Genomic DNA, 21013 nt, shown 5'->3' on the forward strand with positions numbered 1-21013 from the left:
TTAGTGTGCTGATATGGCTCAGTTGGTAGAGCGCACCCTTGGTAAGGGTGAGGTCCCCAGTTCGACTCTGGGTATCAGCACCAGTTAAGACACGAGTTCGGTAAATAAAAGAATTTGCCTGGCGGCTGTAGCGCGGTGGTCCCACCTGACCCCATGCCGAACTCAGAAGTGAAACGCCGTAGCGCCGATGGTAGTGTGGGGTCTCCCCATGCGAGAGTAGGGAACTGCCAGGCATCAAATAAGAGAGAGCCCTTTGCGTATGCGAAGGGCTTTTTTCGTTGTGGCAAACCGCGATAAAACTCCCTCTTCACAGCGTATCTGTCTGTCTATTCATAACAGCAACAGGTCAGTAAGCATATTAAAGCGGCTGTTCAGGCCATAAAAAAACCCGGCACCAGGCCGGGTAGTGAGATAACTGAACGTCTGATCAGTGAATAACCTGCGATAGAAACGCCCGGGTACGCTCCGATTTTGGATTCGCAAAGAACTCCTGCGGTGGCGCGACTTCGACGATCTCTCCCCGATCCATAAAGATCACCCGGTCAGCCACCGTTCGGGCAAAGCCCATCTCATGGGTGACGCATAGCATAGTCATTCCATCCTCAGCCAGACCAATCATCGTATCCAGCACCTCTTTAACCATCTCAGGATCCAGCGCTGACGTGGGCTCATCAAACAGCATAATTTTGGGCTTCATACAGAGTGAGCGGGCGATGGCGACACGCTGCTGCTGTCCGCCAGAGAGCTGGCCCGGAAACTTATGTGCATGCTCGGCAATACGTACGCGTTGCAGATAGTGCATGGCCAGCTCATCAGCTTCCTTCTTTGGAATCTTTCTTACCCAGGAAGGTGCCAGCGTGCAGTTTTGCAGTACGGTCAGATGCGGAAAGAGATTGAAGTGCTGGAAGACCATACCGACTTCGGTGCGCACGCGCTCAATGTTACGAACGTCATCATTAAGATGGATACCGTCAACAACAATGCGGCCCTGCTGATGCTCTTCCAGATGGTTGATACAGCGGATCGTCGTCGATTTGCCGGAGCCGGAAGGTCCGCACAGTACGATGCGTTCACGGGGTTTAACCTGCAGGTTGATGTCTTTCAGTACATGGAATTGCCCGTACCATTTATTCACGTTCTCAAGCGAGATCATCAACGCGTCGGAAGAGTGTGTCATAGAGTCAGTCATGTAAAACCTCAGTGCGATGTACGCCCGGTGTGAAAGCGCTTTTCCAGATACTGGCTGTAGCGCGACATGCTAAAACAGAAGATCCAATAGACCAGTGCAGCAAAGACATAACCTTCGGTTGACATCCCCAGCCAGGTCGGATCGACCGTTGCCTGCTGGACGCTGCTGAACAGATCGAAAAGACCAATGATGATGACCAGGCTGGTATCTTTAAACAGTGCGATGATGGTATTGACCAGGCCGGGAATAGTGAGCTTCAGCGCCTGGGGCAGAATAACCAGCATCTGCGTCTTCCAGTAGCCCAGCGCCAGAGATTCGGCTGCTTCGTACTGACCTTTCGGCAGTGCCTGCAGGCCACCGCGAACCACCTCTGCCACATAGGCGGACTGGAACAGAATGACGCCGACCAGCGCGCGCACCAGCTTGTCGATGTTAGTGCCTTCAGACATAAACAGCGGCAGCATCACGGATGACATAAACAGCACGGTAATCAGCGGCACGCCGCGCCAGAACTCAATAAAGATAATCGATAGCGTGCGTACGACCGGCATTCGTGAGCGACGGCCCAGCGCCAGCAAAATACCCAGCGGCAGCGCACCGGCAATACCCACTGACGCAATAATCAGCGTCAGCGTTAATCCGCCCCATTGACGTGTTTCGACACGTTCCAGCCCCAGATAGCCGCCATACAGCAGAAACCAGACAATCACCGGATAGATGACAGCCCAGGCAGCAATGTAGCGTCCACGATACGGCAGGCTCCTCAGGAACATCGGCACAATCGACAACAGGCCGATCACCAGCGCCAGGTTAATACGCCAGCGCAACTCATGCGGGTAAAGCCCATACATGAACTGGCCGAAACGAGCATGGATAAAGACCCAGCAGGCACCCTCTTTGGTGCAATCGGCGCGCGTGGTGCCGATCCAGTTTGCCTGAAAGACCAGCCAGTTCAGCGCGGGCGGAATGACGTGCCAGATAACCCAGATGCAAAACAGCGTCAGTAGCGTATTAAACCAGCTGGAAAACAGGTTTTTACGAGCCCAAAACCAGGCGCGACTGACCAGAGTCGTCGGGACGGGGGGCGTTTCATGCGTAGTCACAGACATAGTTATCCCGTTCTCTTAACGCTCAACCAGCGCAATTTTGCGGTTGTAGAAGTTCATAAGCATTGATATCAGCAGGCTGATAATCAGGTAAACGCCCATCGTGATAGCAATCGTCTCAATGGCCTGACCGGTCTGATTCAGTACCGATCCGGCGAACAGCGACACCATATCGGGATAACCGATAGCGGCGGCGAGTGAGGAGTTCTTCACGATGTTCAGATACTGGCTGGTCAGTGGCGGAATAATGACGCGCATGGCCTGAGGAATAATCACCTGGCGCAGCGTAACCGGATTAGGCAGCCCCAGCGACCGCGCTGCTTCATGCTGACCATAGGGTACCGACTGGATCCCGGAGCGGATCACTTCAGCAATAAACGACGACGTATAAATCGACAGTGCCAGCGTCAGGGCTGCCAGCTCCGGTATCATCACCGAGCCGCCACGGAAATTGAAACCGCGCAGTTGTGGCACATCCCAGTGCGTGGCTGGGCCAAACCCAATGTGTGCAAGCAAAGGAAAGAGAATCAGCATCACAACGGCAGCGGGCCATGTGCGACGTAACTGACCGGTTTTCAGCTGATGTTTACGGTTAAAGCGGTACAGGCCATAGCTCACAGCCGCGGCCAGAAGCAGTGCAATAACAAATGGCCAGCTGCCTGCTGCATAGGTCGGCCACGGAACGTAGAGTCCGCGATTACTGACATATGCCAGGTCAAAAGCATTCAGCGCCTGACGTGGGCCCGGCAGATTGCGTAAGACTGCAAAGTACCAGAAGAAGATTTGCAGCAGGGGTGGGATATTACGGAAGGTTTCGATATAGATATTCGAGAGTTTCCGCAGCAGCCAGTTGTCAGAAAGGCGGGCAAGACCGACCGCGAATCCGAGAACCGAAGCGAAAACAATACAGAGTGCAGAGACCAGCAGCGTGTTGGTTAATCCGACCAGAAACACGCGCGCGTAGGTATCTCCCTCAGTGTACTCAATCAGATGCTGAACGATGCCGAAACCGGCAGTGCGCTCAAGAAATCCAAACCCCGATGTAATACCGCGGTTGGCAAGGTTAATAATGGTGTTATGCACCAGATAACCCACCACACCAAGCACCGCGACGACGGCGATGAACTGATAAATCCAGGCGCGAACCGTGGGATTACCAAATGAAATATCCCTTTTCACGGTTGGGCGTTGTGACATGTTGAAACCTCAGTAACGAAAGCTGGGGTAGGGCACCACAGAATAGGGTGCCCGATTAGTGAGGTCTGTTAACGTACCGGTGGTGCGTACTGAATACCGCCCTGGTTCCACAACGCATTCTGACCACGTGCAATCTTCAGTGCGCTGTCTTTACCGACGTTACGGTCAAAGCTTTCCTGATAGTTACCCACCTGCTTGACGATGTTGTAGGCCCACTTGTTATCCAGCTTCAGATCCTTACCAAAATCACCTTCGGCGCCCAGGAAGTGTGCCATGTCTGGTGTGGTTGGCTTGGCCGTCATCTGGTCAACGTTCTTCGAGGAGATGCCCATCTCCTCCGCATTCAGCATGGCGTAGAGCGACCACTTCACGATGGTGAACCAGTCATCATCACCACGACGCACCAACGGCCCCAGCGGCTCTTTGGAGATCACTTCGGGCAGAACAATAAATTCGTCCGGTTTGCCCAGCTTAATGCGTAATGCGTAAAGCTGAGACTGGTCAGACGCCAGCGTATCGCAACGTCCGCTATCCAGCGCTTTAGCCGATTCATCAGAGCGGTCGAAGGTTACAGGCGTATATTGCATTTTGTTGGCTTTAAAGAAGTCCGCTACGTTCAGCTCGGTGTCGGTTCCCGCCTGAATACAGACGGTGGCACCATCCAGCTCTTTCGCACTTTTCAGGCCGGCCTTCTGGTGAGTCAGGAAGCCGATACCGTCGTAATAGTTCACGCCCGCAAACAGGAAGCCCATGCCGCCATCGCGCGATGAGGTCCATGTGGTATTACGTGAAAGCACATCCACCTCGCCGGACTGCAGGGCGGTAAAACGCTCTTTCGCGGTCAGCGGGGTATATTTCACTTTGGTCGCATCACCAAACACAGCGGCAGCCGTCGCACGACACACATCCACATCGATACCGGTAAACTTGCCGCCAGCATCTGCATAGGAGAAGCCCGGCAAGCCGTCACTGATACCACATTGAACAAAACCTTTTTTCTTTATCGCATCCAGTGTGGTGCCTGCGTGTGCTTGCTGAGCAACGGCAACCAGCGAGGCAGCAGCGATCAGCGTAGAGAGCATCATCTTTTTCATAAAGCATCCTGTGTGGCGGGATCATGTTGTTATGTTTGCGCACTTTAGTGTGCGTTTTTCCTGTCTGTGGCGGTCAGCCATCCACGACTCTGCAAAGCTGATGCCAGGTTTGCAGGTTCCTGAATTCGTATGAAAGAACGGTTAATAATCGGAAGCACTTAGAAAGTTCCGCTAATATGGCGCACCAAAAGGAAGCAATGCGAGTCGACCCGATCACATTTAGTGCAAATAGTTTCACTATGTGGGAGCAGTGTGAGCATTCACTCAGGCAGAAATGTATGAAGAGATTGCGTTGCTTTTTAATGCGCAGAAAGTCACATACCCAGCAGTGGCGGGGATGTGAAGCAAGGTGAGGGCCAGGCAGGCACTAAGTCAAATCACAGCGGGCGAAAGCGAGAGGGTGAAATATCACGCCAGCGATTGCAACTACAGTTACCATATTACCGGAAACTGTTTCACTATCATTACCGTGGCTTTGTGCGTCGACGCACAAATAAAAACGCCAGCCCGAAGGCTGGCGTGATTTACAGACAGAACTAAAAATCAGTTCATGCCGTATTTTTTCAATTTCTTACGCAGCGTACCGCGGTTGATACCCATCATCAGGGCAGCACGGGTCTGATTGCCACGGGTATACTGCATCACCATGTCCAACAGAGGCTGCTCGACTTCAGCCAAAACCAGCTCATACAGGTCGCTCACATCCTGACCATTCAGTTGAGCAAAATAGTTCTTCAGTGCCTGTTTAACCGAATCACGCAAAGGTTTTTGAGTTACCTGATCCTGTGAGTTAACGGTTGAAACGGTCAGTACGTCAGAATTTACGCGTTGTTCGAACATAGTTCTTTCAGCTCTTTATTTCGTTACGCAAGATTTTCGAAGTATGCCTCCAACGCCTCCAGCTGTTCGCTGGCATCCTCAATGGCGTTGAATGTGCGCCGAAACTGGTCATTCGGGGCGTGCTCCTGCAGGTACCAGGAGACGTGCTTTCGCGCTATACGGTATCCCTTGCCTGAACCGTAAAAGTCGTGCAGCTCACGTATATGCGAAACAAGCAAGCGCTTGACCTCTGCCATCGGCAGCGGGGCAAGCAACTCCCCAGTGTCCAGATAATGCTGGATTTCCCGGAAGATCCACGGTCTTCCCTGAGCAGCACGTCCTATCATCAGAGCATCGGCCCCTGTATAGTCGAGCACCGCTCTGGCTTTATGCGGGTCAGTTATGTCTCCATTCGCGATAATCGGAATGGAGACACTCTGCTTAACTGTCCGAATGCTGTCATATTCAGCTTCTCCGTTGAACAGGCAGGCACGAGTGCGACCATGTATCGTCAGAGCCTGTATACCGCAGCGTTCAGCCAATTGGGCAATCGCGACACAGTTCCTGTTTTCAGGATCCCAGCCAGTACGAATTTTCAGCGTAACCGGCACATTCACTGCATTAACCACTGCGGAGAGAATTGACTCCACCACGGTGGGATATTGCAGCAAGGCTGAACCCGCCATTTTGCGGTTAACCTTCTTGGCAGGGCATCCCATATTAATGTCGATGACCTGTGCACCAGCCTCAACATTAATGCGTGCAGCTTGCGCCATTTCACTGGGATCGCAACCGGCAATTTGCACGGCGCGAATGCCTGGCTCATCGCTGTGAACCATACGTAATCGAGATTTGTCGCTAGCCCAGACTTCCGGGTTTGAAGACAACATCTCAGAAACTGCCATGCCTGCACCCATTTCGTGACACAGCGCCCTGAACGGCCTGTCGGTAATACCGGCCATCGGTGCTGCAATCAGTCGATTTCTCAGCTGGAGGTTTCCAATACGCATGAAGTCAGAATGGCCATACTGTGTCTGCAAGGCGGCGTATATTACGCATTTTTGCAGGAAGATGAAAGGCCAAACTTTGAACAATCAGCAAGAAAGATCAATGAAATCCGGGCCATGATCGATGCGCATATTTATTAAGCTTAAATATCAATCACTTAACAATTTATGCTGAAATTGTGAGCAAAAGTTTTTCCAGAAAAGTACGTCAATTCGCCAGATAAAAAACGTCACATGCCGTGATTAACGATACAAGCATCCATTTCAAATCGGGAAAGCCCGCAACTTACGCTACGGGCTGGCTGAATGTTCTGTTAAGGCACTTTGTTCCGGGCAGAGCGGTATCAGAGGCGGCAGACAGGCGCCATATTCAGGATTTAATCCCGGTAATCCGGCACCACTCCTCTTTAACCGCAACCGGGTCGAGCGTGAACTCGCTGACATACGCTTCGCAGACGCTCTCTGCCTGGCTCTCTAACACGCCCGAGAGGCCCAGATGACCGCCAGACTTCGGCAGAACGCTGATCAGCGGGGCCAGTTCACGTAGCGGGCCGGCCAGGATATTGGCCACCACCACATCAGCCTGCAGATTTTCGGGTTGCTGGTGGGGCAGATAGAGCGACAGGCGATCAGAGACGCCGTTGCGCTCAGCATTATCCCGGCTGGCCTGAATAGCCTGCGGATCGATATCAATCCCGATCGCCTGAGCCGCACCCAGCTTCAGTGCGGCGATCGCCAGGATCCCCGAACCACAGCCGAAATCGATCACCGTTTTGCCCACCAGATCCAGCCCGTCAAGCCAGGTAAGGCAGAGTGAGGTGGTCGGATGCGTGCCGGTCCCAAACGCCAGGCCGGGATCGAGCATCACGTTGACGGCATCAGGATCCGGCACATCACGCCAGCTCGGACAGATCCAGAGCCGCTCACCGAAGCGCATCGGATGGAAGTTTTCCATCCATTCGCGCTCCCAGTCTTTATCTTCGATCTGCTCGATCCGGTGACGAAAACCGGCGCCCAGCAACGGATGCTGCGCCAGTTCGGCGGTAATCGCGGCCATATCAGTTTCTGCATCGAACAGGCCGATAACATCGGTATCGCCCCACAGGCGGGTTTCACCTGGCAGCGGCTCATACACCGGCGTGTCGTTGGTATCCTGAAAGGTCACTGAAACCGCACCGATGTCCATCAGCGCATCGCTCAGTGTTTCCGCGTGTTCACCTGAGCTATTAATTTTGATTTGAATCCACGGCATAACGTCTCTCTTTCCGTCAATGTTGCGGCGCGTCGACCGTTTGCGGCGCGCGTCCAAACAGGTTGCCCACTAAAAATGCCAGCAGGCTTAAAAGCAGTGAGGGCACAATGGGATGAAAACCCAGAATCTGCAGGTTCAGGCTCGCCAGAAAAGCGTAGCAGCCTCCACCCACCACCATGCCGGTGATGGCGCCTGCGGCATTAGCGCGTTCCCAGTAGAGACCCAGTACCAGCGGCCAGAGGAAAACCGCCTCAAGGCCGCCAAAGGCCAGCAGGTTGAGCCAGATAATCATATCGGGTGGATTCCAGGCCGCAATCAGCAGCAGGAGACCCAGTGCGAACGTAATGGTGCCAGATAACAGCCGCAGCCGCGTCTCATTTTCCATCTGCTGTGGGGCAACACGCAGATAGAGATCTTTGATCAGCGTAGCCGAAGCCTGTAACAGCTGGGCATTAATGGTCGACATAATGGCGGCCATGGGGGCTGCCAGAAACAGTCCGGCAGCTAACGGTGGCAGCACAGTGATCATCAGGGTGGGTATAACACTATCCGGCACGGTCAGATTCGGCAGTATCGCCCGGCCCAGCGCACCGGCCAGATGCATTCCCAGCATCAGGATCACCACCACAATGGTACCCAGAATAATGGCCCGATGGACTGCCTTGCTGTCTTTATAAGAGATGCAGCGCACCGCAGTATGCGGCAAGCCAATCACCCCAAAGCAGACCAGCACGACAAATGAACTAAGGAAGGTCGGCGTTATAATCTCACCCGGTCCCTGCGGCGACAGCAGAGCGGGATCAATGTCATGCAGTTTCTGCACGGCCGTGCTCAGGCCGCCAGCCTGATGAATCACCGCGAACAGCAGCAGAAATGTGCCAATCAGCATCACGATGCCCTGCATGGCGTCATTGAGAACGCTGGCACGGAACCCGCCAAAAGCGGTGTAGAGCGCAATAGTGCCGCCAAAAATCAGCAGACCCGTGTCATACGGGATGCCTGCGGCGGTTTCGAGCAGCCGCGCGCCGCCAATAAACTGCACCGTCATGGCACCGATAAAGGCAACCAGCAGGCTCAGACTTGCCAGCCAGATCAGCAGCGGGCTCTGATAGCGGGCGTAGAGCATGTCATTCAGCGTCACCGCATTATGCTTACGCGCCAGGATGGCAAACTTTTTCCCCAGCACACCTAGCGAGAGCCAGACGGCGGGCACCTGCACCATCGCCAGCAATACCCATCCCAGCCCATATTTGTAGGCGGCACCGGGACCACCAATAAACGAGCTGGCGCTGATATAGGTGGTGGTGAGCGTCATCGCCAGCACAAATCCGCCCATGGAGCGGCTGCCAAGGAAATATTCAGTGAGGAAGCTACCCTCGCGCCTTTTGCGCACGGCAAACACCGACAGCGCGGCAATCAACACCAGATAAATCAGTAACGGCAGGATAATTTCACTGTTCATTTGTGTCCTCCAGCGGCATGTCGCGGAAAATTAACCGCACCATCATCCAGCACAGGAATATGAACAACAGGGGAGCAAACAGGCAGGAGAGTTCAAACCAGCGCGGCAGGCCGGTGATACCAATTTCACTGCCACCCAGCCAGGCAGAAAGCCCCCAGGCAGCGAGCCAGAGCAGGGTGAGGTAGAGCGACCAGCGCGCCTCTTTATGTGCCTGTATAAAACGAGCATCCATGATTCAACCTTAACGCCAGCGGCAAAAGAAAAAGGCCGGATTAACCGGCCTCTGACTGACTCAGCGTTGCGTTTACTTCTCGTGCAAGCCGAGTTTTTTCTCCAGATAGTGGATATTGGTTCCACCGTGCTGGAAGTTTTCGTCGGACATGATTTTCATCTGCAGTTCAACGTTGGTTTTGATACCGTCGATGATCAGTTCCGCCAGCGCATTCTTCATGCGGGCGATAGCCACGTCGCGCGTTTCGCCATAGGTGATCAGCTTACCGATCATGGAGTCGTAATACGGCGGTACGGTGTAGCCTGAGTAAATATGCGACTCCCAGCGCACGCCAAAACCGCCTGGCGCATGGAAGCGGGTGATTTTACCCGGACTTGGCAGGAAGGTGACCGGATCTTCAGCGTTAATACGGCACTCGACCGCATGTCCGCGAATAACCACTTCGTCCTGTTTGATCGACAGTGGCTGACCCGCAGCAATGCGCAGCTGCTCTTTGATCAGATCCACACCAGTGATCATCTCGGTCACCGGATGTTCCACCTGAATACGGGTGTTCATCTCAATGAAGTAGAACTCACCGTTTTCGTACAGAAACTCGAAGGTACCTGCGCCACGATAGCCAATCTCAATACAGGCTTTGGCACAACGATTGCCGATAAAGCTGCGCTGTTCTTCAGTAATACCTGGGCCTGGCGCTTCTTCAACCACTTTCTGGTGACGACGCTGCATAGAGCAGTCACGTTCGCCCAGATAGATCGCGTTGCCCTGGCCGTCAGCCAGAACCTGAATCTCGATGTGGCGCGGATTCTCCAGATACTTCTCCATGTAAACCATGTCGTTGCTGAAAGCCGCTTTGGCTTCCGCTTTCGTCATGTTGATGGATTGTTCCAGATCTTTGTCGCTGCGCACAACGCGCATACCACGACCGCCGCCGCCGCCAGAGGCTTTGATGATGACCGGATAACCGATGCGCTTCGCAAAGGCACGGTTTTTTTCCATATCATCGGTCAGCGAACCGTCAGAACCGGGTACGGTTGGGACGCCTGCTTTCTTCATCGCATTAATCGCAGAGACTTTGTCGCCCATCAGGCGAATGGTGTCTGCTTTCGGACCGATAAAGATAAAGCCGGAGCGCTCAACCTGCTCAGCAAAATCGGCATTCTCAGAGAGGAAGCCGTAGCCAGGGTGAATCGCCACCGCGCCGGTGATCTCTGCAGCAGAGATCAGCGCCGGGATGTTGAGGTAACTTTTAACTGACTGCGCCGGGCCGATGCAGACGGTTTCGTCTGCCAGCAGCACGTGCTTCAGGTCACGATCCGCGCTTGAGTGTACCGCAACAGTCTTGATGCCCAGTTCTTTACAGGCACGCAGAATGCGCAGCGCAATCTCACCACGGTTAGCAATAACAATTTTATCCAGCATGATCTGCCCCGTTACTCGATGATAACCAGTGGCTCGTCAAATTCGACCGGCTGACCGCTTTCAACCAGGATAGCTTTCACTACACCTGATTTGTCAGCTTCGATCTGGTTCATCATTTTCATGGCTTCGACGATGCACAAGGTATCGCCGGCATTCACTTTCTGGCCGACTTCCACAAAGGCTTTCGCATCCGGGCTCGGCGTACGGTAGAAGGTCCCTACCATTGGTGAACGCACGATGTGACCGCTGATTTCAGCCGGTGCCGCTTCGGCAACCGCTGCAACAGGAGCAACAGCTGTTGCCAGAGCAGGCTGTTGAACCGGCGCAGCGTAAGTCTGCTGCATCATCGGGTAACCCACGTTTGCAGGTGCACGGCTGATGCGAACGGACTCTTCACCTTCAGAAATTTCCAGCTCTGAAATGCCAGACTCTTCAACCAGTTCGATCAGTTTTTTAATTTTACGAATATCCATGAGTGGGGTTCCGTACTCAGTTTGATTAATTAGTTTGAGACAGGCGTTTTACTGCCGTTTGTAAAGCCCATGTGTAGCCGTCAGCGCCAAGCCCACAGATCACGCCAGCAGAGACATCAGAAAGATAGGAGTGATGGCGGAAGGGCTCGCGGGCATGCACGTTGGAGAGATGAACCTCGATAAACGGTATTTCTACCGCCAGCAGGGCATCACGTAGTGCGACACTGGTATGGGTAAACGCGGCAGGATTAATAATGATGTAATCCACATTGCCTTTGGCCTCATGAATGCGATCAATCAGCTGAAATTCAGCATTGGTTTGCAGGTGGCTCAATTCCACATTCAACTGGTCTGCCTGACGTGTCAAATCGTCAACGATCTGACGCAGCGTGGTATGACCATACTTCTCAGGTTCACGCGTTCCCAACAGGTTCAGGTTGGGTCCGTTTAAAAGCAGAATATGTAATTTATGCGCCATCGTGCTGCCATCTCCCGCAATCATTGAGGCATCGCGTAAAATACCTTGCGAATCTTCATTTGTCACCTTTGAGAATGAAAAAGAAGACCCGACGAGCAATAAAGCCGGGCATTATATCCGTTTCGTGTCATTTCGCAGCAAAATACTGGTCTTATCTGCGAAGATGATCGGATGTGGCCTGCGGGCCACATCTTTTATCAGAAAAGTGCAGAGGAAAACAACGGGTGAAGCGCTAGCGAGGCCACCATTTGAGAAATTTTTTGTAACGCCAGGCTAACAGTATTGCAGCAAGTAGTGCGTAGATAAGTGGCTGGGGTGACACGGTTTTCACTGACCAGATATAGTGAATCGGCACCAGAATGGCCACCAGATAGACCGCGTTGTGCAGGGTTTGCCAGCGCTTACCGAGCTTGCGCTGAGCGCGCTGAAACGACGTCAGCGCCAGGGCCAGTAATATCAGCCAGCTGATAATCCCCAGTGTCAGATAGGGACGGGAAATCAGCTCGCTGCCCAGCAGACGCAGATTGTCAGCGCCCAGCTCCAGCAGGTAATAGCTCAGCAGATGGAGAGAAGCCCAGACAAACGTCCAGACGCCAAGCAGACGCCGGGTGCGGATTAACAGCGGTTGCCTGCCATAACGTGCCAGCGGTGAGACCAGCAGCGTACCCAGCAGCAGTTTCAGCGCCATGCGGCCGGTAAAATGCTGAATATCTTTTGCCGGATCCGCACTCAGGCCGCCCTGCATCGCGGCAAGAACCAGATAAACCAGCGGCAACAGGGCCGCCAGATGCAGAATCACCTTAAGCCAGGTGATCTGTTTTATCGACAGGCGTACCACCTAGTAATTCTCCCGTAAATCCAGGCCACGATAGAGCGACGCAACCTGTTCGGCATAGCCGTTAAACAGCAGCGTTGGCTGACGTTCGACCTTCAGACTGCCGCCCGGGCCAATAAATCGCTCAGTGGCCTGCGACCAGCGTGGATGATTAACATGCGGATTCACATTGGCATAAAAACCATATTCATCTGCGGCGATCTGGCTCCAGGTCGTTGGTGGCTGATTTGCGGTCAGGGTGATTTTGACAATCGACTTAATGCCCTTAAAACCATATTTCCACGGCACCGTCAGGCGAATCGGCGCGCCATTCTGCGGCGGCAGCGCTTTGCCATAGACGCCGGTGGTCAGAATGGTCAGCGGATGCATGGCTTCATCCAGACGTAAACCTTCGACATAGGGATAATTGAGTCCGCCGCCAATAAAGCGATCTTTCTGACCTGGCATCTGCTCAGGATCGTACAGCGTCTGGAAGGCGACAAAACGCGCTTTGCTGGTGGGTTCCGCCAGAGAGATAAGCTTATTCAGCTCAAAGCCTATCCAGGGCACCACCATCGACCAGGCCTCCACGCAGCGCATGCGATAGATTCGCTGCTCCATGGCAAACCGTTTAAAGATGTCATCCATATCCAGGGTCACGGGCTTAGCCACTTCGCCATCAATGGTCAGTTTCCAGGGCTCTGTTTTCAGCGTACCGGCATTGGCGGCCGGATCGGCCTTATCCAGCCCGAACTCATAGAAGTTGTTATAGCCGGAAACTTTATCCGCAGGCGTTAAGGTCAGATCGGCCTGATATTGCGCTGGTTTGGTAAAGTCCAGCGGCCGGCCTGCTGGCGCGGGTGGGCGATCGTTGCCTTTGAACCAGCTGAGAATATCGGCTTGCGCCACGCCCGGCATACCCATCGCCGCTGCGCTCAGTCCCAGCGTTTTCAGCACCTGGCGGCGCTTCATGTTAAAAATGCTTTCCGGCGTTACGTCGGCTTCTGTCAGACGGGGTGTGCGTTTCATGGTGCCTTCTCCAGACAGGATGTCATTAACCAGCATGATGACTATTACTGATATCAGCCAGTTTCGCCCTGAAAATGTGAAATTTCCTGGCTGACCGGTACGATGAGAATGCACCGAAAAGTGCCAGGATCAACGTCAGCGATGATATCCCGACGATATACTTCGGCTTCATACGTCCCGGCGCTGTCGGCAACGGCAAATTATGCTATTTTTGCTCGCGTTTTCGTCAGGCTGACGGTACAAGGTTGGGTGATCCGGTTATCACCGCAGTAATACAGGCACAGGGATGCGATTAACCACAAAATTATCTGCGTTTATTACCTTTTTAAGCCTGCTGGCCATGTCGTTGATGCTGGCAGGCTGTGCATTCAGTGTTTTCTGGTTCAGTCATCAGCGGGTTGAACATCGGGCGCAGATACTGGCGACCGAAGTGGATCAGGCGATGTTCACCCAGACGCCGGCAGAGCTGCATGTCTGGCTCACGCGTATGATGCCGATAATGAATGCCGAGCAGATTTCTCTTCACAACGGCAGGCAGACTTTCCTTACCCTCTCCCGACACGAAAACCAGATGCTGGAAGACGAGCCTAATCGTTTTATCCAGGTCGATGTGCCTTTAATGCACCAGACGGGGTTAGAGCTGCGGGTCGTCACCCTTGATCCTGCCAAAACCTGGCTGCGCTCCATTACCGGCACCTCTACGCTGGGCATGCTGTTTACCGTCATGCTGGTGATGAGTCTGGTGCTGCTGCTGATGCATCGCTGGCTCAGTCGGCAGTGGCGCGGTATGGAGCATCTTGAAGTACGGGCAGAGGCGATTATCAGCGGTGAGCGCGGTGTAATGCCGAAACGCGGTGCGGATGAGTGGCCACCGAGAGCGAGCCGCGCACTGGATGTGTTGCTGGCGGATCTGCAGGAGGCGGGCGAGCAGCGTCTGCGTATCGACACGCTGATCCGCACCTTTGCTGCGCAGGATGGACGCACCGGTCTCAACAACCGGCTGTTCTTTGATAACCAGCTCGCCACCCTGCTGGAGGATCAGGAAGCAGTCGGCACCCATGGTGTGGTGATGATGGTGCGCCTGCCCGATCTGGACACGCTGAAGGATTCGCTGGAGCCGGGGCTGGTTGAGGAGTACCTCTTCAATTTCGTCAACATGCTTTCCACCTTTGTGCTGCGCTATCCTGGCGCCCTGCTGGCACGCTATTTCCGCAGTGATTTTGCCGTGCTACTGCCGCATCGCAGTCTCAAAGAGGCAAACAGTATTGCGGATCAGCTGATCAATGCCGTTGATTCCCTGCCGCCGATGCGGCTGGTTAATCGTGATGATCTCATCCATATCGGTATCAGCGCCTGGCACAGCGGGCAGACTGTGCCGCAGGTGATGGAAAATGCCGAAATGGCTACCCGACGTGCGGCACTGCTGGGCGGCAACAACTGGACCAATGGTGCCGGAAATCCGCAGGACGCCGGGCGGGGTAGTGTGCGCTGGCGAACCCTGCTGGAGAACACGCTTAGCCGTGGCGGCCCGCGGCTCTATCATAAACCCACCGTCAATATTGAGGGTAAGGTACAGCACCGGGTGATGCTGACCCGCATCTTCGACGGCGATAAAGAAGTGCTGGCCGCAGAATATATGCCCCTGGTACAGCAGCTCGGCATGGCTGATGGCTGGGATCGCCAGTTAATGACTCGCATTGCGGCACTCTCTGAACTCTGGCCAGAAGAGACGCTGGTGATCCCGGTGACGATTACCTCGCTTCTGCAGCGCTCTTTTGTCCTCTGGCTGCAGAACATGCTGCTGCAGTGCCCGAAAGCGCAAAGAAAACGATTTTTATTTGAACTTGCCGAGGCAGATGTTTGTCAACACATCAACCGTTTAACGCCAGTTTTCCGCGCACTTAAGGCTTTTGGCTGTCGGGTTGCGGTAAATCAGGCGGGTTTAACCGTGGTAAGCAGCGCCTATATACGACAGCTGCCGCTGGAACTGATCAAGCTTGATGCCGGTCTGGTACGCAATATTGAGCGACGGACTGAAAATCAGCTGTTTGTGCAGAGTCTGCTGGAAGTCTGTAAATGTACGGGCATTCAGGTGTTTGCTACCGGTGTCCGCACTAAAGCGGAGTGGCAAACCTTAGTCGCGTTGGGCGTAGCAGGTGGGCAGGGCGACTTTTTTGCTCCCTCGCTTCCGGTTAACAGTAACGTGAAGAAGTATTCACAACGTTACCGTATTTAATGAATTGCGGTCGGACTGACGGAAATTTACGGTTTTTTTTAATGTTTATCCGCGTCTGAACCTCTGAACTTACTGCCGGAAATGTTAGATTTTATGTCGGACAGGGCGAGGGGAAATAGCGTGAAATGCAGTGCTGATGGCGTCTGGTCGCCATTCTGCTGTTGTGGAACGCCAGTTCAGATGACTTAAACGCAATCAGGCGTCTTTTTTCACCGAAGCAGAACGTTTTTGCGCCTTGTGGCAGCTTCGTGTGGTTGGTAAAGTAAGCGGATTTTATTTTCCGCCCCCAGCTTGCAGGATTACCCCTTAGTATGTTTAAAAAATTTCGTGGCATGTTTTCCAACGACTTGTCCATTGACCTGGGTACCGCGAATACCCTGATTTACGTGAAAGGACAGGGCATCGTACTGAACGAGCCCTCCGTCGTCGCTATTCGACAGGATCGTGCCGGTTCACCGAAAAGTGTTGCGGCCGTGGGTCATGAGGCCAAACAGATGCTTGGCCGTACGCCAGGCAATATCGCAGCGATTCGTCCGATGAAAGATGGCGTTATTGCTGACTTCTTCGTGACCGAAAAGATGCTGCAACACTTCATCAAGCAGGTTCACAGCAACAGTTTTATGCGTCCCAGCCCGCGTGTGCTGGTCTGCGTACCCGTCGGGGCAACACAGGTTGAACGCCGCGCGATTCGTGAATCCGCTCAGGGCGCAGGCGCGCGTGAAGTGTTTCTGATTGAAGAGCCGATGGCTGCAGCAATTGGTGCGGGTCTGCCCGTTTCAGAAGCGACTGGCTCAATGGTGGTGGATATTGGTGGCGGTACCACAGAAGTGGCGGTGATCTCGCTGAACGGTGTGGTCTACTCCTCGTCAGTGCGTATTGGTGGCGATCGTTTCGATGAAGCTATTATTAATTATGTGCGTCGTAACTACGGTTCACTGATCGGCGAAGCGACCGCAGAACGTATTAAGCATGAGATCGGTTCAGCCTATCCGGGTGATGAAGTCCGTGAGATCGAAGTGCGTGGTCGTAACCTGGCAGAAGGTGTACCGCGCGGCTTTACACTGAACTCTAATGAAATTCTGGAAGCGCTGCAGGAGCCATTAACCGGCATCGTTAGCGCGGTGATGGTTGCCCTTGAGCAGTGTCCGCCTGAGCTGGCTTCAGATATTTCGGAGCGCGGCATGGTGCTGACCGGCGGTGGTGCGTTACTGCGCAACCTGGATCGTCTGCTGATGGAAGAGACGGGCATTCCGGTTGTGGTTGCTGAGGATCCACTGACCTGTGTGGCTCGCGGTGGCGGCAAAGCGCTGGAAATGATCGACATGCATGGCGGCGATTTGTTCAGCGAAGAATAATTGCCTCAACCGGCTAAGAACGCAATGATCATGCGAGGGAGTGGCATGTGAACCGGCGCAATCTGTGCCGGTGCAGTGCGTTCAGCCCAGGGAAGCACGGTGTTATGCCGTCGCTTCCTCTCCTGTTGTCGAGGATCACGCAGATTATATGAAGCCGATTTTTAGCAGGGGACCTTCCCTGCAGTTGCGTCTATTCCTGGCGGTTATCGTGGCGATTGCCATTATCATTGCCGACAGCCGTGTGGGTTCTTTCACCCAAATACGCAACTATCTGGATACGTCGGTCAGTCCGTTTTACTTCCTGGCCAATGGGCCACGTCAGCTACTGGATGGCGTGTCAGAGTCGCTGGCGTCGCGTCAGCAACTCGAGCAGGAAAACAAAGCGTTACGTCGTGAGCTCTTCCTGAAAAACAGTAACCTGCTAATGCTGGGGCAATATAAGCAGGAAAACGCACGCCTGCGTGAACTGCTGGGTTCACCGCTGCGTCAGGATGAGCAAAAGATGGTGACACAGGTCATTTCTACCGGCACCGATCCTTACACCGACCAGGTGGTAATCGACAAAGGCAGCGTTAACGGCGTCTATGAAGGCCAGCCGGTCATCAGTGATAAAGGGGTAGTCGGTCAGGTCATCGCTGTCGGACAACTCACCAGCCGTGTTCTGCTGATCTGTGATGCGTCACATGCCCTGCCGATTCAGGTGCTGCGTAATGATATTCGTGTCATTGCCGCAGGTAACGGTTGTACTGAAGATCTTCAGCTTGAGCATCTGCCGGGTAATACGGACATTCGGGTCGGCGATGTGCTGGTGACTTCAGGTATCGGTGGCCGATTCCCTGAAGGCTATCCGGTGGGTGTGGTTTCCTCGGTAAAAGTGGATACCCAACGCGCCTATACGGTGATTCAGGCGCATCCGACCGCGGGTCTGCAGCGTCTGCGTTACCTGCTGCTGCTGTGGGGCGCCGATCGCAATGGTGATATGCCGCTGCCGCAGGATGAAGTTCATCGCGTTGCGAACGAGCGTCTGATGCAGATGATGCCGCAGGTCTTACCGCCTGCGGGAGAAATGGGCCCGCCTGCGCCTGCCGTACAGATGGGACCGCCTGCACCGTCAGCTACCAGCAGCAGTGGACAAAGCAACTCCTCGCGTTCACGCGGGGGGCAGCCTTGAGTCGATATCGCAGCCAGGGACGTTGGGTCATCTGGCTCTCCTTCCTGGTTGCGCTTGTCCTGCAGATCATGCCCTGGCCGGATGAAATTTATATGTTCCGGCCCTCATGGCTGCTGTTGATCCTTATCTATTGGGTGCTCGCACTGCCGCATCGGGTCAATGTCGGCAGCGGATTTGTGCTGGGTGCCATCATGGATCTGATTGCGGGTTCCACACTCGGCGTGCGTGCGCTGGCGCTCAGTATCATCGCCTACCTGATTGCCTTTAAGTTCCAGTTATTCCGCAACTTAGCGTTGTGGCAGCAAGCGTTAATGGTTATGGTGCTGTCGCTGGCGATGGATGTGATTGTCTTCTGGGCTGAATTCCTGGTAATCAACGTTTCATTCCGACCTGAAATTTTCTGGAGCAGTGTCGTCGACGGTATTCTCTGGCCCTGGCTATTCTTATTAATGAGAAAAATTCGTCGTCAGTTCGCTGTTCAATAAGGAAATTTATGGTAACCCTCTATCTTGCTTCCGGTTCACCGCGTCGTCGTGAGCTGTTAACTCAACTTGGTCTGACATTCGAGCGCATCGTGACTGACGTTGAAGAGCAGCGTCAGCCAAACGAAGCGGCGGAGATCTATGTCCGCCGTCTGGCCAATGATAAAGCGCAGGCGGGTGTCAAACTGGCCGCGCAGGATCTGCCGGTGCTGGGCGCGGATACGATTGTGGTGCTGAATGGCGAAGTGCTGGAAAAGCCGCGCGATGCCGCTGATGCCCGCGCGATGCTGTGCAAACTCTCTGGTCATACGCATCAGGTGATGACGGCGGTAGCGCTGGCCGACAGTCAGCAGGCGCTGGATTGCGTCGTAATCACTGATGTGACATTCCGCACCTTAACCGCCACCGACATCGACGACTATATCGCGACCGGCGAGCCAATGGATAAAGCGGGTGCATACGGTATTCAGGGCAGGGGAGGAAACTTTGTCCGCAAAATTAATGGAAGCTACCATGCAGTGGTCGGATTACCCTTGGTTGAGACAGGGGAGTTGATCAGCCATTTCGAGTCACTGCGTGCCGTAAGGGGTCAACATGACGGCTGAATTACTGGTAAACGTCACGCCTTCTGAAACACGTGTTGCCTATATCGACGGCGGCATACTGCAGGAAATTCACATTGAGCGTGAGGCGCGGCGCGGCATCGTTGGCAATATTTATAAAGGCCGTGTAAGCCGTGTTCTGCCCGGCATGCAGGCCGCCTTTGTTGATATCGGTCTGGAGAAAGCGGCCTTTCTGCACGCCTCAGATATCATGCCGCATACTGAATGTGTGGCGGGCGACGAAAAGAAAAACTTTATCGTGCGGGATATCGCCGAGCTGGTGCGGCAGGGACAGGATCTGGTGGTTCAGGTCGTCAAAGATCCGCTTGGCACCAAAGGTGCCCGGCTGACCACTGACATCACGCTGCCTTCGCGTTACCTGGTCTTTATGCCAGGCGCATCGCATGTGGGTGTCTCTCAGCGTATTGAGAGCGAGAAAGAGCGCGATCGGCTTAAAGCGGTCGTGGCTGACTACTGCGACGATCTGGGCGGCTTTATTATCCGTACCGCCGCAGAAGGCATCGGGGAAGAGGAGCTGGCGCAGGACGCGGCTTTTCTCAAACGACTCTGGACCAAAGTCAGCGAGCGTAAAAAGCGCAATCAGACCCGCTGCCTGCTCTACGGTGAGCTGGCTCTGGCCCAGCGTATTCTGCGTGATTTTGCGGGCGCGGCGCTGGATCGCATCCGGGTCGACTCCCGCCTGACCTGCGATATGCTGGTGGAATTTACCGGTGAATATATCCCGGAAATGGCCGGTAAGCTGGAGCTCTACAACGGTAAACAGCCTATTTTCGACCTGTTTGACGTCGAAAATGAGATTCAGCGCTCGCTGGATCGCAAAGTTGAACTAAAGTCAGGCGGATATCTGATCATCGATCAGACCGAAGCGATGACCACCATCGATATCAACACCGGTGCGTTTGTCGGCCATCGTAACCTTGATGAGACGATCTTTAATACCAATGTTGAAGCCACTCAGGCGATCGCACGTCAGCTGCGACTGCGTAATCTTGGTGGCATCATCATTATCGACTTCATCGATATGAGCAACGAAGACCATCGCCGCCGGGTACTGCATTCGCTGGAAAGCGCGCTCAGTAAAGATCGGGTTAAAACCGGTATTAATGGTTTCTCGGCGCTGGGTCTGGTGGAGATGACGCGTAAGCGTACCCGCGAAAGCATTGAGCACGTTTTGTGCCAGGACTGCCCGGTCTGCAAAGGGCGCGGCACGCTGAAAACCGTTGAAACGGTCTGCTATGAAATCATGCGTGAGATTGTCCGGGTTCATCACGCTTATGATTCTGACCGCTTTCTGGTCTATGTTTCACCGACGGTGGGTGAGGCGTTAAAAACCGACGAGTCTCATGCACTGGCTGAAGTCGAAATCTTTGTCGGCAAGCAGGTTAAAGTTCATGTCGAAGCGCTCTACACTCAGGAGCAGTTCGACGTGGTGATGATGTAACGCCAGCCCGGTCACCGGTTTCTTCGGATATCGGGCTGAAAAATCGCCCTTGTTTGAGATAAAATGCGCGTTTTAACGCTTTTATCGGGAGACGGTCGGGTATGAGAACCAACTATCCGTCGTTTACGGAA

Annotated in this window: 20 protein-coding genes, 1 tRNA gene and 1 rRNA gene; 8 read left to right on the forward strand and 14 right to left on the reverse strand. The window is 53.9% G+C overall.

Annotated features, from left to right (window positions below; all coding sequences use genetic code 11):
• Positions 1-7 precede the first annotated feature (7 nt).
• Both OK412_RS19855 and rrf read left to right on the forward strand, forming a co-directional pair.
• Positions 8-83, forward strand: a tRNA-Thr gene (locus OK412_RS19855).
• A 34-nt stretch (positions 84-117) separates the two neighbouring features.
• Positions 118-233, forward strand: a 5S ribosomal RNA gene (rrf, locus tag OK412_RS19860).
• A gap of 194 nt (positions 234-427) precedes the next feature.
• On the opposite strand, the gene OK412_RS19865 is transcribed toward rrf, so the two are convergent.
• The 14 genes from OK412_RS19865 to msrP form a co-directional block, all read right to left on the reverse strand.
• Positions 428-1189: an amino acid ABC transporter ATP-binding protein gene (locus OK412_RS19865; RefSeq protein ID WP_010699823.1), complete on the reverse strand. Its 762-nt coding sequence runs from the start codon at positions 1187-1189 to the stop codon at positions 428-430.
• A gap of 8 nt (positions 1190-1197) precedes the next feature.
• Entirely contained in the window at positions 1198-2298 is a 1101-nt protein-coding gene (locus tag OK412_RS19870; RefSeq protein ID WP_060681171.1) for an amino acid ABC transporter permease, read from the reverse strand.
• A gap of 15 nt (positions 2299-2313) precedes the next feature.
• Positions 2314-3492: an amino acid ABC transporter permease gene (locus tag OK412_RS19875; RefSeq protein ID WP_187494988.1), complete on the reverse strand. Its 1179-nt coding sequence runs from the start codon at positions 3490-3492 to the stop codon at positions 2314-2316.
• 68 nt (positions 3493-3560) lie between these two features.
• Positions 3561-4586, reverse strand: coding sequence for an amino acid ABC transporter substrate-binding protein (locus OK412_RS19880; RefSeq protein ID WP_010255984.1), 1026 nt, complete (start codon positions 4584-4586; stop codon positions 3561-3563).
• 543 nt (positions 4587-5129) lie between these two features.
• Positions 5130-5426: a DNA-binding transcriptional regulator Fis gene (gene fis, locus OK412_RS19885; protein ID WP_003855228.1), complete on the reverse strand. Its 297-nt coding sequence runs from the start codon at positions 5424-5426 to the stop codon at positions 5130-5132.
• Between the two features lie 23 nt (positions 5427-5449).
• Positions 5450-6415, reverse strand: coding sequence for a tRNA dihydrouridine synthase DusB (gene dusB / locus OK412_RS19890; RefSeq protein WP_008925814.1), 966 nt, complete (start codon positions 6413-6415; stop codon positions 5450-5452).
• A gap of 367 nt (positions 6416-6782) precedes the next feature.
• Positions 6783-7664, reverse strand: coding sequence for a 50S ribosomal protein L11 methyltransferase (gene prmA / locus OK412_RS19895; RefSeq protein WP_010699821.1), 882 nt, complete (start codon positions 7662-7664; stop codon positions 6783-6785).
• 16 nt (positions 7665-7680) lie between these two features.
• Positions 7681-9126, reverse strand: a complete 1446-nt coding sequence (panF, locus tag OK412_RS19900) for a sodium/pantothenate symporter (protein WP_010256003.1) — start codon at positions 9124-9126, stop codon at positions 7681-7683.
• Positions 9116-9358: a YhdT family protein gene (locus OK412_RS19905; protein WP_010256005.1), complete on the reverse strand. Its 243-nt coding sequence runs from the start codon at positions 9356-9358 to the stop codon at positions 9116-9118. The genes panF and OK412_RS19905 overlap by 11 nt, the downstream gene beginning before the upstream one ends.
• A gap of 72 nt (positions 9359-9430) precedes the next feature.
• Positions 9431-10780 (reverse strand): acetyl-CoA carboxylase biotin carboxylase subunit, encoded by a 1350-nt coding sequence (gene accC / locus OK412_RS19910; protein ID WP_010256007.1) that lies wholly within the window; start codon positions 10778-10780, stop codon positions 9431-9433.
• Positions 10781-10791: 11 nt separating this feature from the next.
• Positions 10792-11253, reverse strand: a complete 462-nt coding sequence (gene accB / locus OK412_RS19915; RefSeq protein ID WP_010256009.1) for an acetyl-CoA carboxylase biotin carboxyl carrier protein — start codon at positions 11251-11253, stop codon at positions 10792-10794.
• 25 nt (positions 11254-11278) lie between these two features.
• Complete coding sequence (aroQ, locus tag OK412_RS19920; protein ID WP_010256011.1) at positions 11279-11731, reverse strand: type II 3-dehydroquinate dehydratase; 453 nt, start codon at positions 11729-11731, stop codon at positions 11279-11281.
• Between the two features lie 232 nt (positions 11732-11963).
• Positions 11964-12569 carry a protein-methionine-sulfoxide reductase heme-binding subunit MsrQ gene (gene msrQ / locus OK412_RS19925; protein ID WP_010699820.1) on the reverse strand — a complete coding sequence of 202 codons (606 nt, stop codon included), beginning with the start codon at positions 12567-12569 and terminating at the stop codon, positions 11964-11966.
• The gene (gene msrP / locus OK412_RS19930; protein WP_264353470.1) at positions 12570-13574 is read right to left on the reverse strand and encodes a protein-methionine-sulfoxide reductase catalytic subunit MsrP; all 1005 of its coding nucleotides are present in this window, start codon (positions 13572-13574) and stop codon (positions 12570-12572) included.
• A 286-nt stretch (positions 13575-13860) separates the two neighbouring features.
• Here msrP and csrD point away from each other — a divergent pair, with 286 nt between their 5' ends.
• From csrD to rng, 6 genes are all read left to right on the forward strand, one after another.
• A complete protein-coding gene (gene csrD, locus OK412_RS19935; protein WP_264353471.1) occupies positions 13861-15810 on the forward strand; it encodes an RNase E specificity factor CsrD in 1950 nt (649 codons plus the stop codon).
• Between the two features lie 311 nt (positions 15811-16121).
• A complete protein-coding gene (gene mreB / locus OK412_RS19940) occupies positions 16122-17165 on the forward strand; it encodes a rod shape-determining protein MreB (protein ID WP_004385136.1) in 1044 nt (347 codons plus the stop codon).
• 148 nt (positions 17166-17313) lie between these two features.
• Positions 17314-18336, forward strand: a complete 1023-nt coding sequence (mreC, locus tag OK412_RS19945; protein ID WP_010256043.1) for a rod shape-determining protein MreC — start codon at positions 17314-17316, stop codon at positions 18334-18336.
• Positions 18333-18821 (forward strand): rod shape-determining protein MreD, encoded by a 489-nt coding sequence (gene mreD / locus OK412_RS19950; RefSeq protein ID WP_010256045.1) that lies wholly within the window; start codon positions 18333-18335, stop codon positions 18819-18821. The genes mreC and mreD overlap by 4 nt, the downstream gene beginning before the upstream one ends.
• 8 nt (positions 18822-18829) lie before the next feature.
• Positions 18830-19423, forward strand: coding sequence for a Maf family protein (locus OK412_RS19955; RefSeq protein ID WP_010699818.1), 594 nt, complete (start codon positions 18830-18832; stop codon positions 19421-19423).
• Positions 19413-20882, forward strand: a complete 1470-nt coding sequence (gene rng / locus OK412_RS19960) for a ribonuclease G (protein ID WP_003855268.1) — start codon at positions 19413-19415, stop codon at positions 20880-20882. Before OK412_RS19955 ends, rng begins: the two co-directional genes overlap by 11 nt.
• Positions 20883-21013: the final 131 nt, after the last annotated feature.

Source organism: Pantoea sp. JV6 (assembly GCF_025910055.1).
GTDB classification, from domain to species: domain Bacteria; phylum Pseudomonadota; class Gammaproteobacteria; order Enterobacterales; family Enterobacteriaceae; genus Pantoea; species Pantoea agglomerans.

Bases quoted from the DNA above. Each gene is read 5' to 3' on its own strand.
- OK412_RS19865 (WP_010699823.1), bottom strand. From the start codon at position 1,189: ATGACTGACTCTATGACACACTCTTCCGACGCGTTGATGATCTCGCTT.
- OK412_RS19870 (WP_060681171.1), bottom strand. From the start codon at position 2,298: ATGTCTGTGACTACGCATGAAACGCCCCCCGTCCCGACGACTCTGGTC.
- OK412_RS19875 (WP_187494988.1), bottom strand. From the start codon at position 3,492: ATGTCACAACGCCCAACCGTGAAAAGGGATATTTCATTTGGTAATCCC.
- OK412_RS19880 (WP_010255984.1), bottom strand. From the start codon at position 4,586: ATGAAAAAGATGATGCTCTCTACGCTGATCGCTGCTGCCTCGCTGGTT.
- fis (WP_003855228.1), bottom strand. From the start codon at position 5,426: ATGTTCGAACAACGCGTAAATTCTGACGTACTGACCGTTTCAACCGTT.
- dusB (WP_008925814.1), bottom strand. From the start codon at position 6,415: ATGCGTATTGGAAACCTCCAGCTGAGAAATCGACTGATTGCAGCACCG.
- prmA (WP_010699821.1), bottom strand. From the start codon at position 7,664: ATGCCGTGGATTCAAATCAAAATTAATAGCTCAGGTGAACACGCGGAA.
- panF (WP_010256003.1), bottom strand. From the start codon at position 9,126: ATGAACAGTGAAATTATCCTGCCGTTACTGATTTATCTGGTGTTGATT.
- OK412_RS19905 (WP_010256005.1), bottom strand. From the start codon at position 9,358: ATGGATGCTCGTTTTATACAGGCACATAAAGAGGCGCGCTGGTCGCTC.
- accC (WP_010256007.1), bottom strand. From the start codon at position 10,780: ATGCTGGATAAAATTGTTATTGCTAACCGTGGTGAGATTGCGCTGCGC.
- accB (WP_010256009.1), bottom strand. From the start codon at position 11,253: ATGGATATTCGTAAAATTAAAAAACTGATCGAACTGGTTGAAGAGTCT.
- aroQ (WP_010256011.1), bottom strand. From the start codon at position 11,731: ATGGCGCATAAATTACATATTCTGCTTTTAAACGGACCCAACCTGAAC.
- msrP (WP_264353470.1), bottom strand. From the start codon at position 13,574: ATGAAACGCACACCCCGTCTGACAGAAGCCGACGTAACGCCGGAAAGC.
- csrD (WP_264353471.1), top strand. From the start codon at position 13,861: ATGCGATTAACCACAAAATTATCTGCGTTTATTACCTTTTTAAGCCTG.
- mreB (WP_004385136.1), top strand. From the start codon at position 16,122: ATGTTTAAAAAATTTCGTGGCATGTTTTCCAACGACTTGTCCATTGAC.
- mreC (WP_010256043.1), top strand. From the start codon at position 17,314: ATGAAGCCGATTTTTAGCAGGGGACCTTCCCTGCAGTTGCGTCTATTC.
- OK412_RS19955 (WP_010699818.1), top strand. From the start codon at position 18,830: ATGGTAACCCTCTATCTTGCTTCCGGTTCACCGCGTCGTCGTGAGCTG.
- rng (WP_003855268.1), top strand. From the start codon at position 19,413: ATGACGGCTGAATTACTGGTAAACGTCACGCCTTCTGAAACACGTGTT.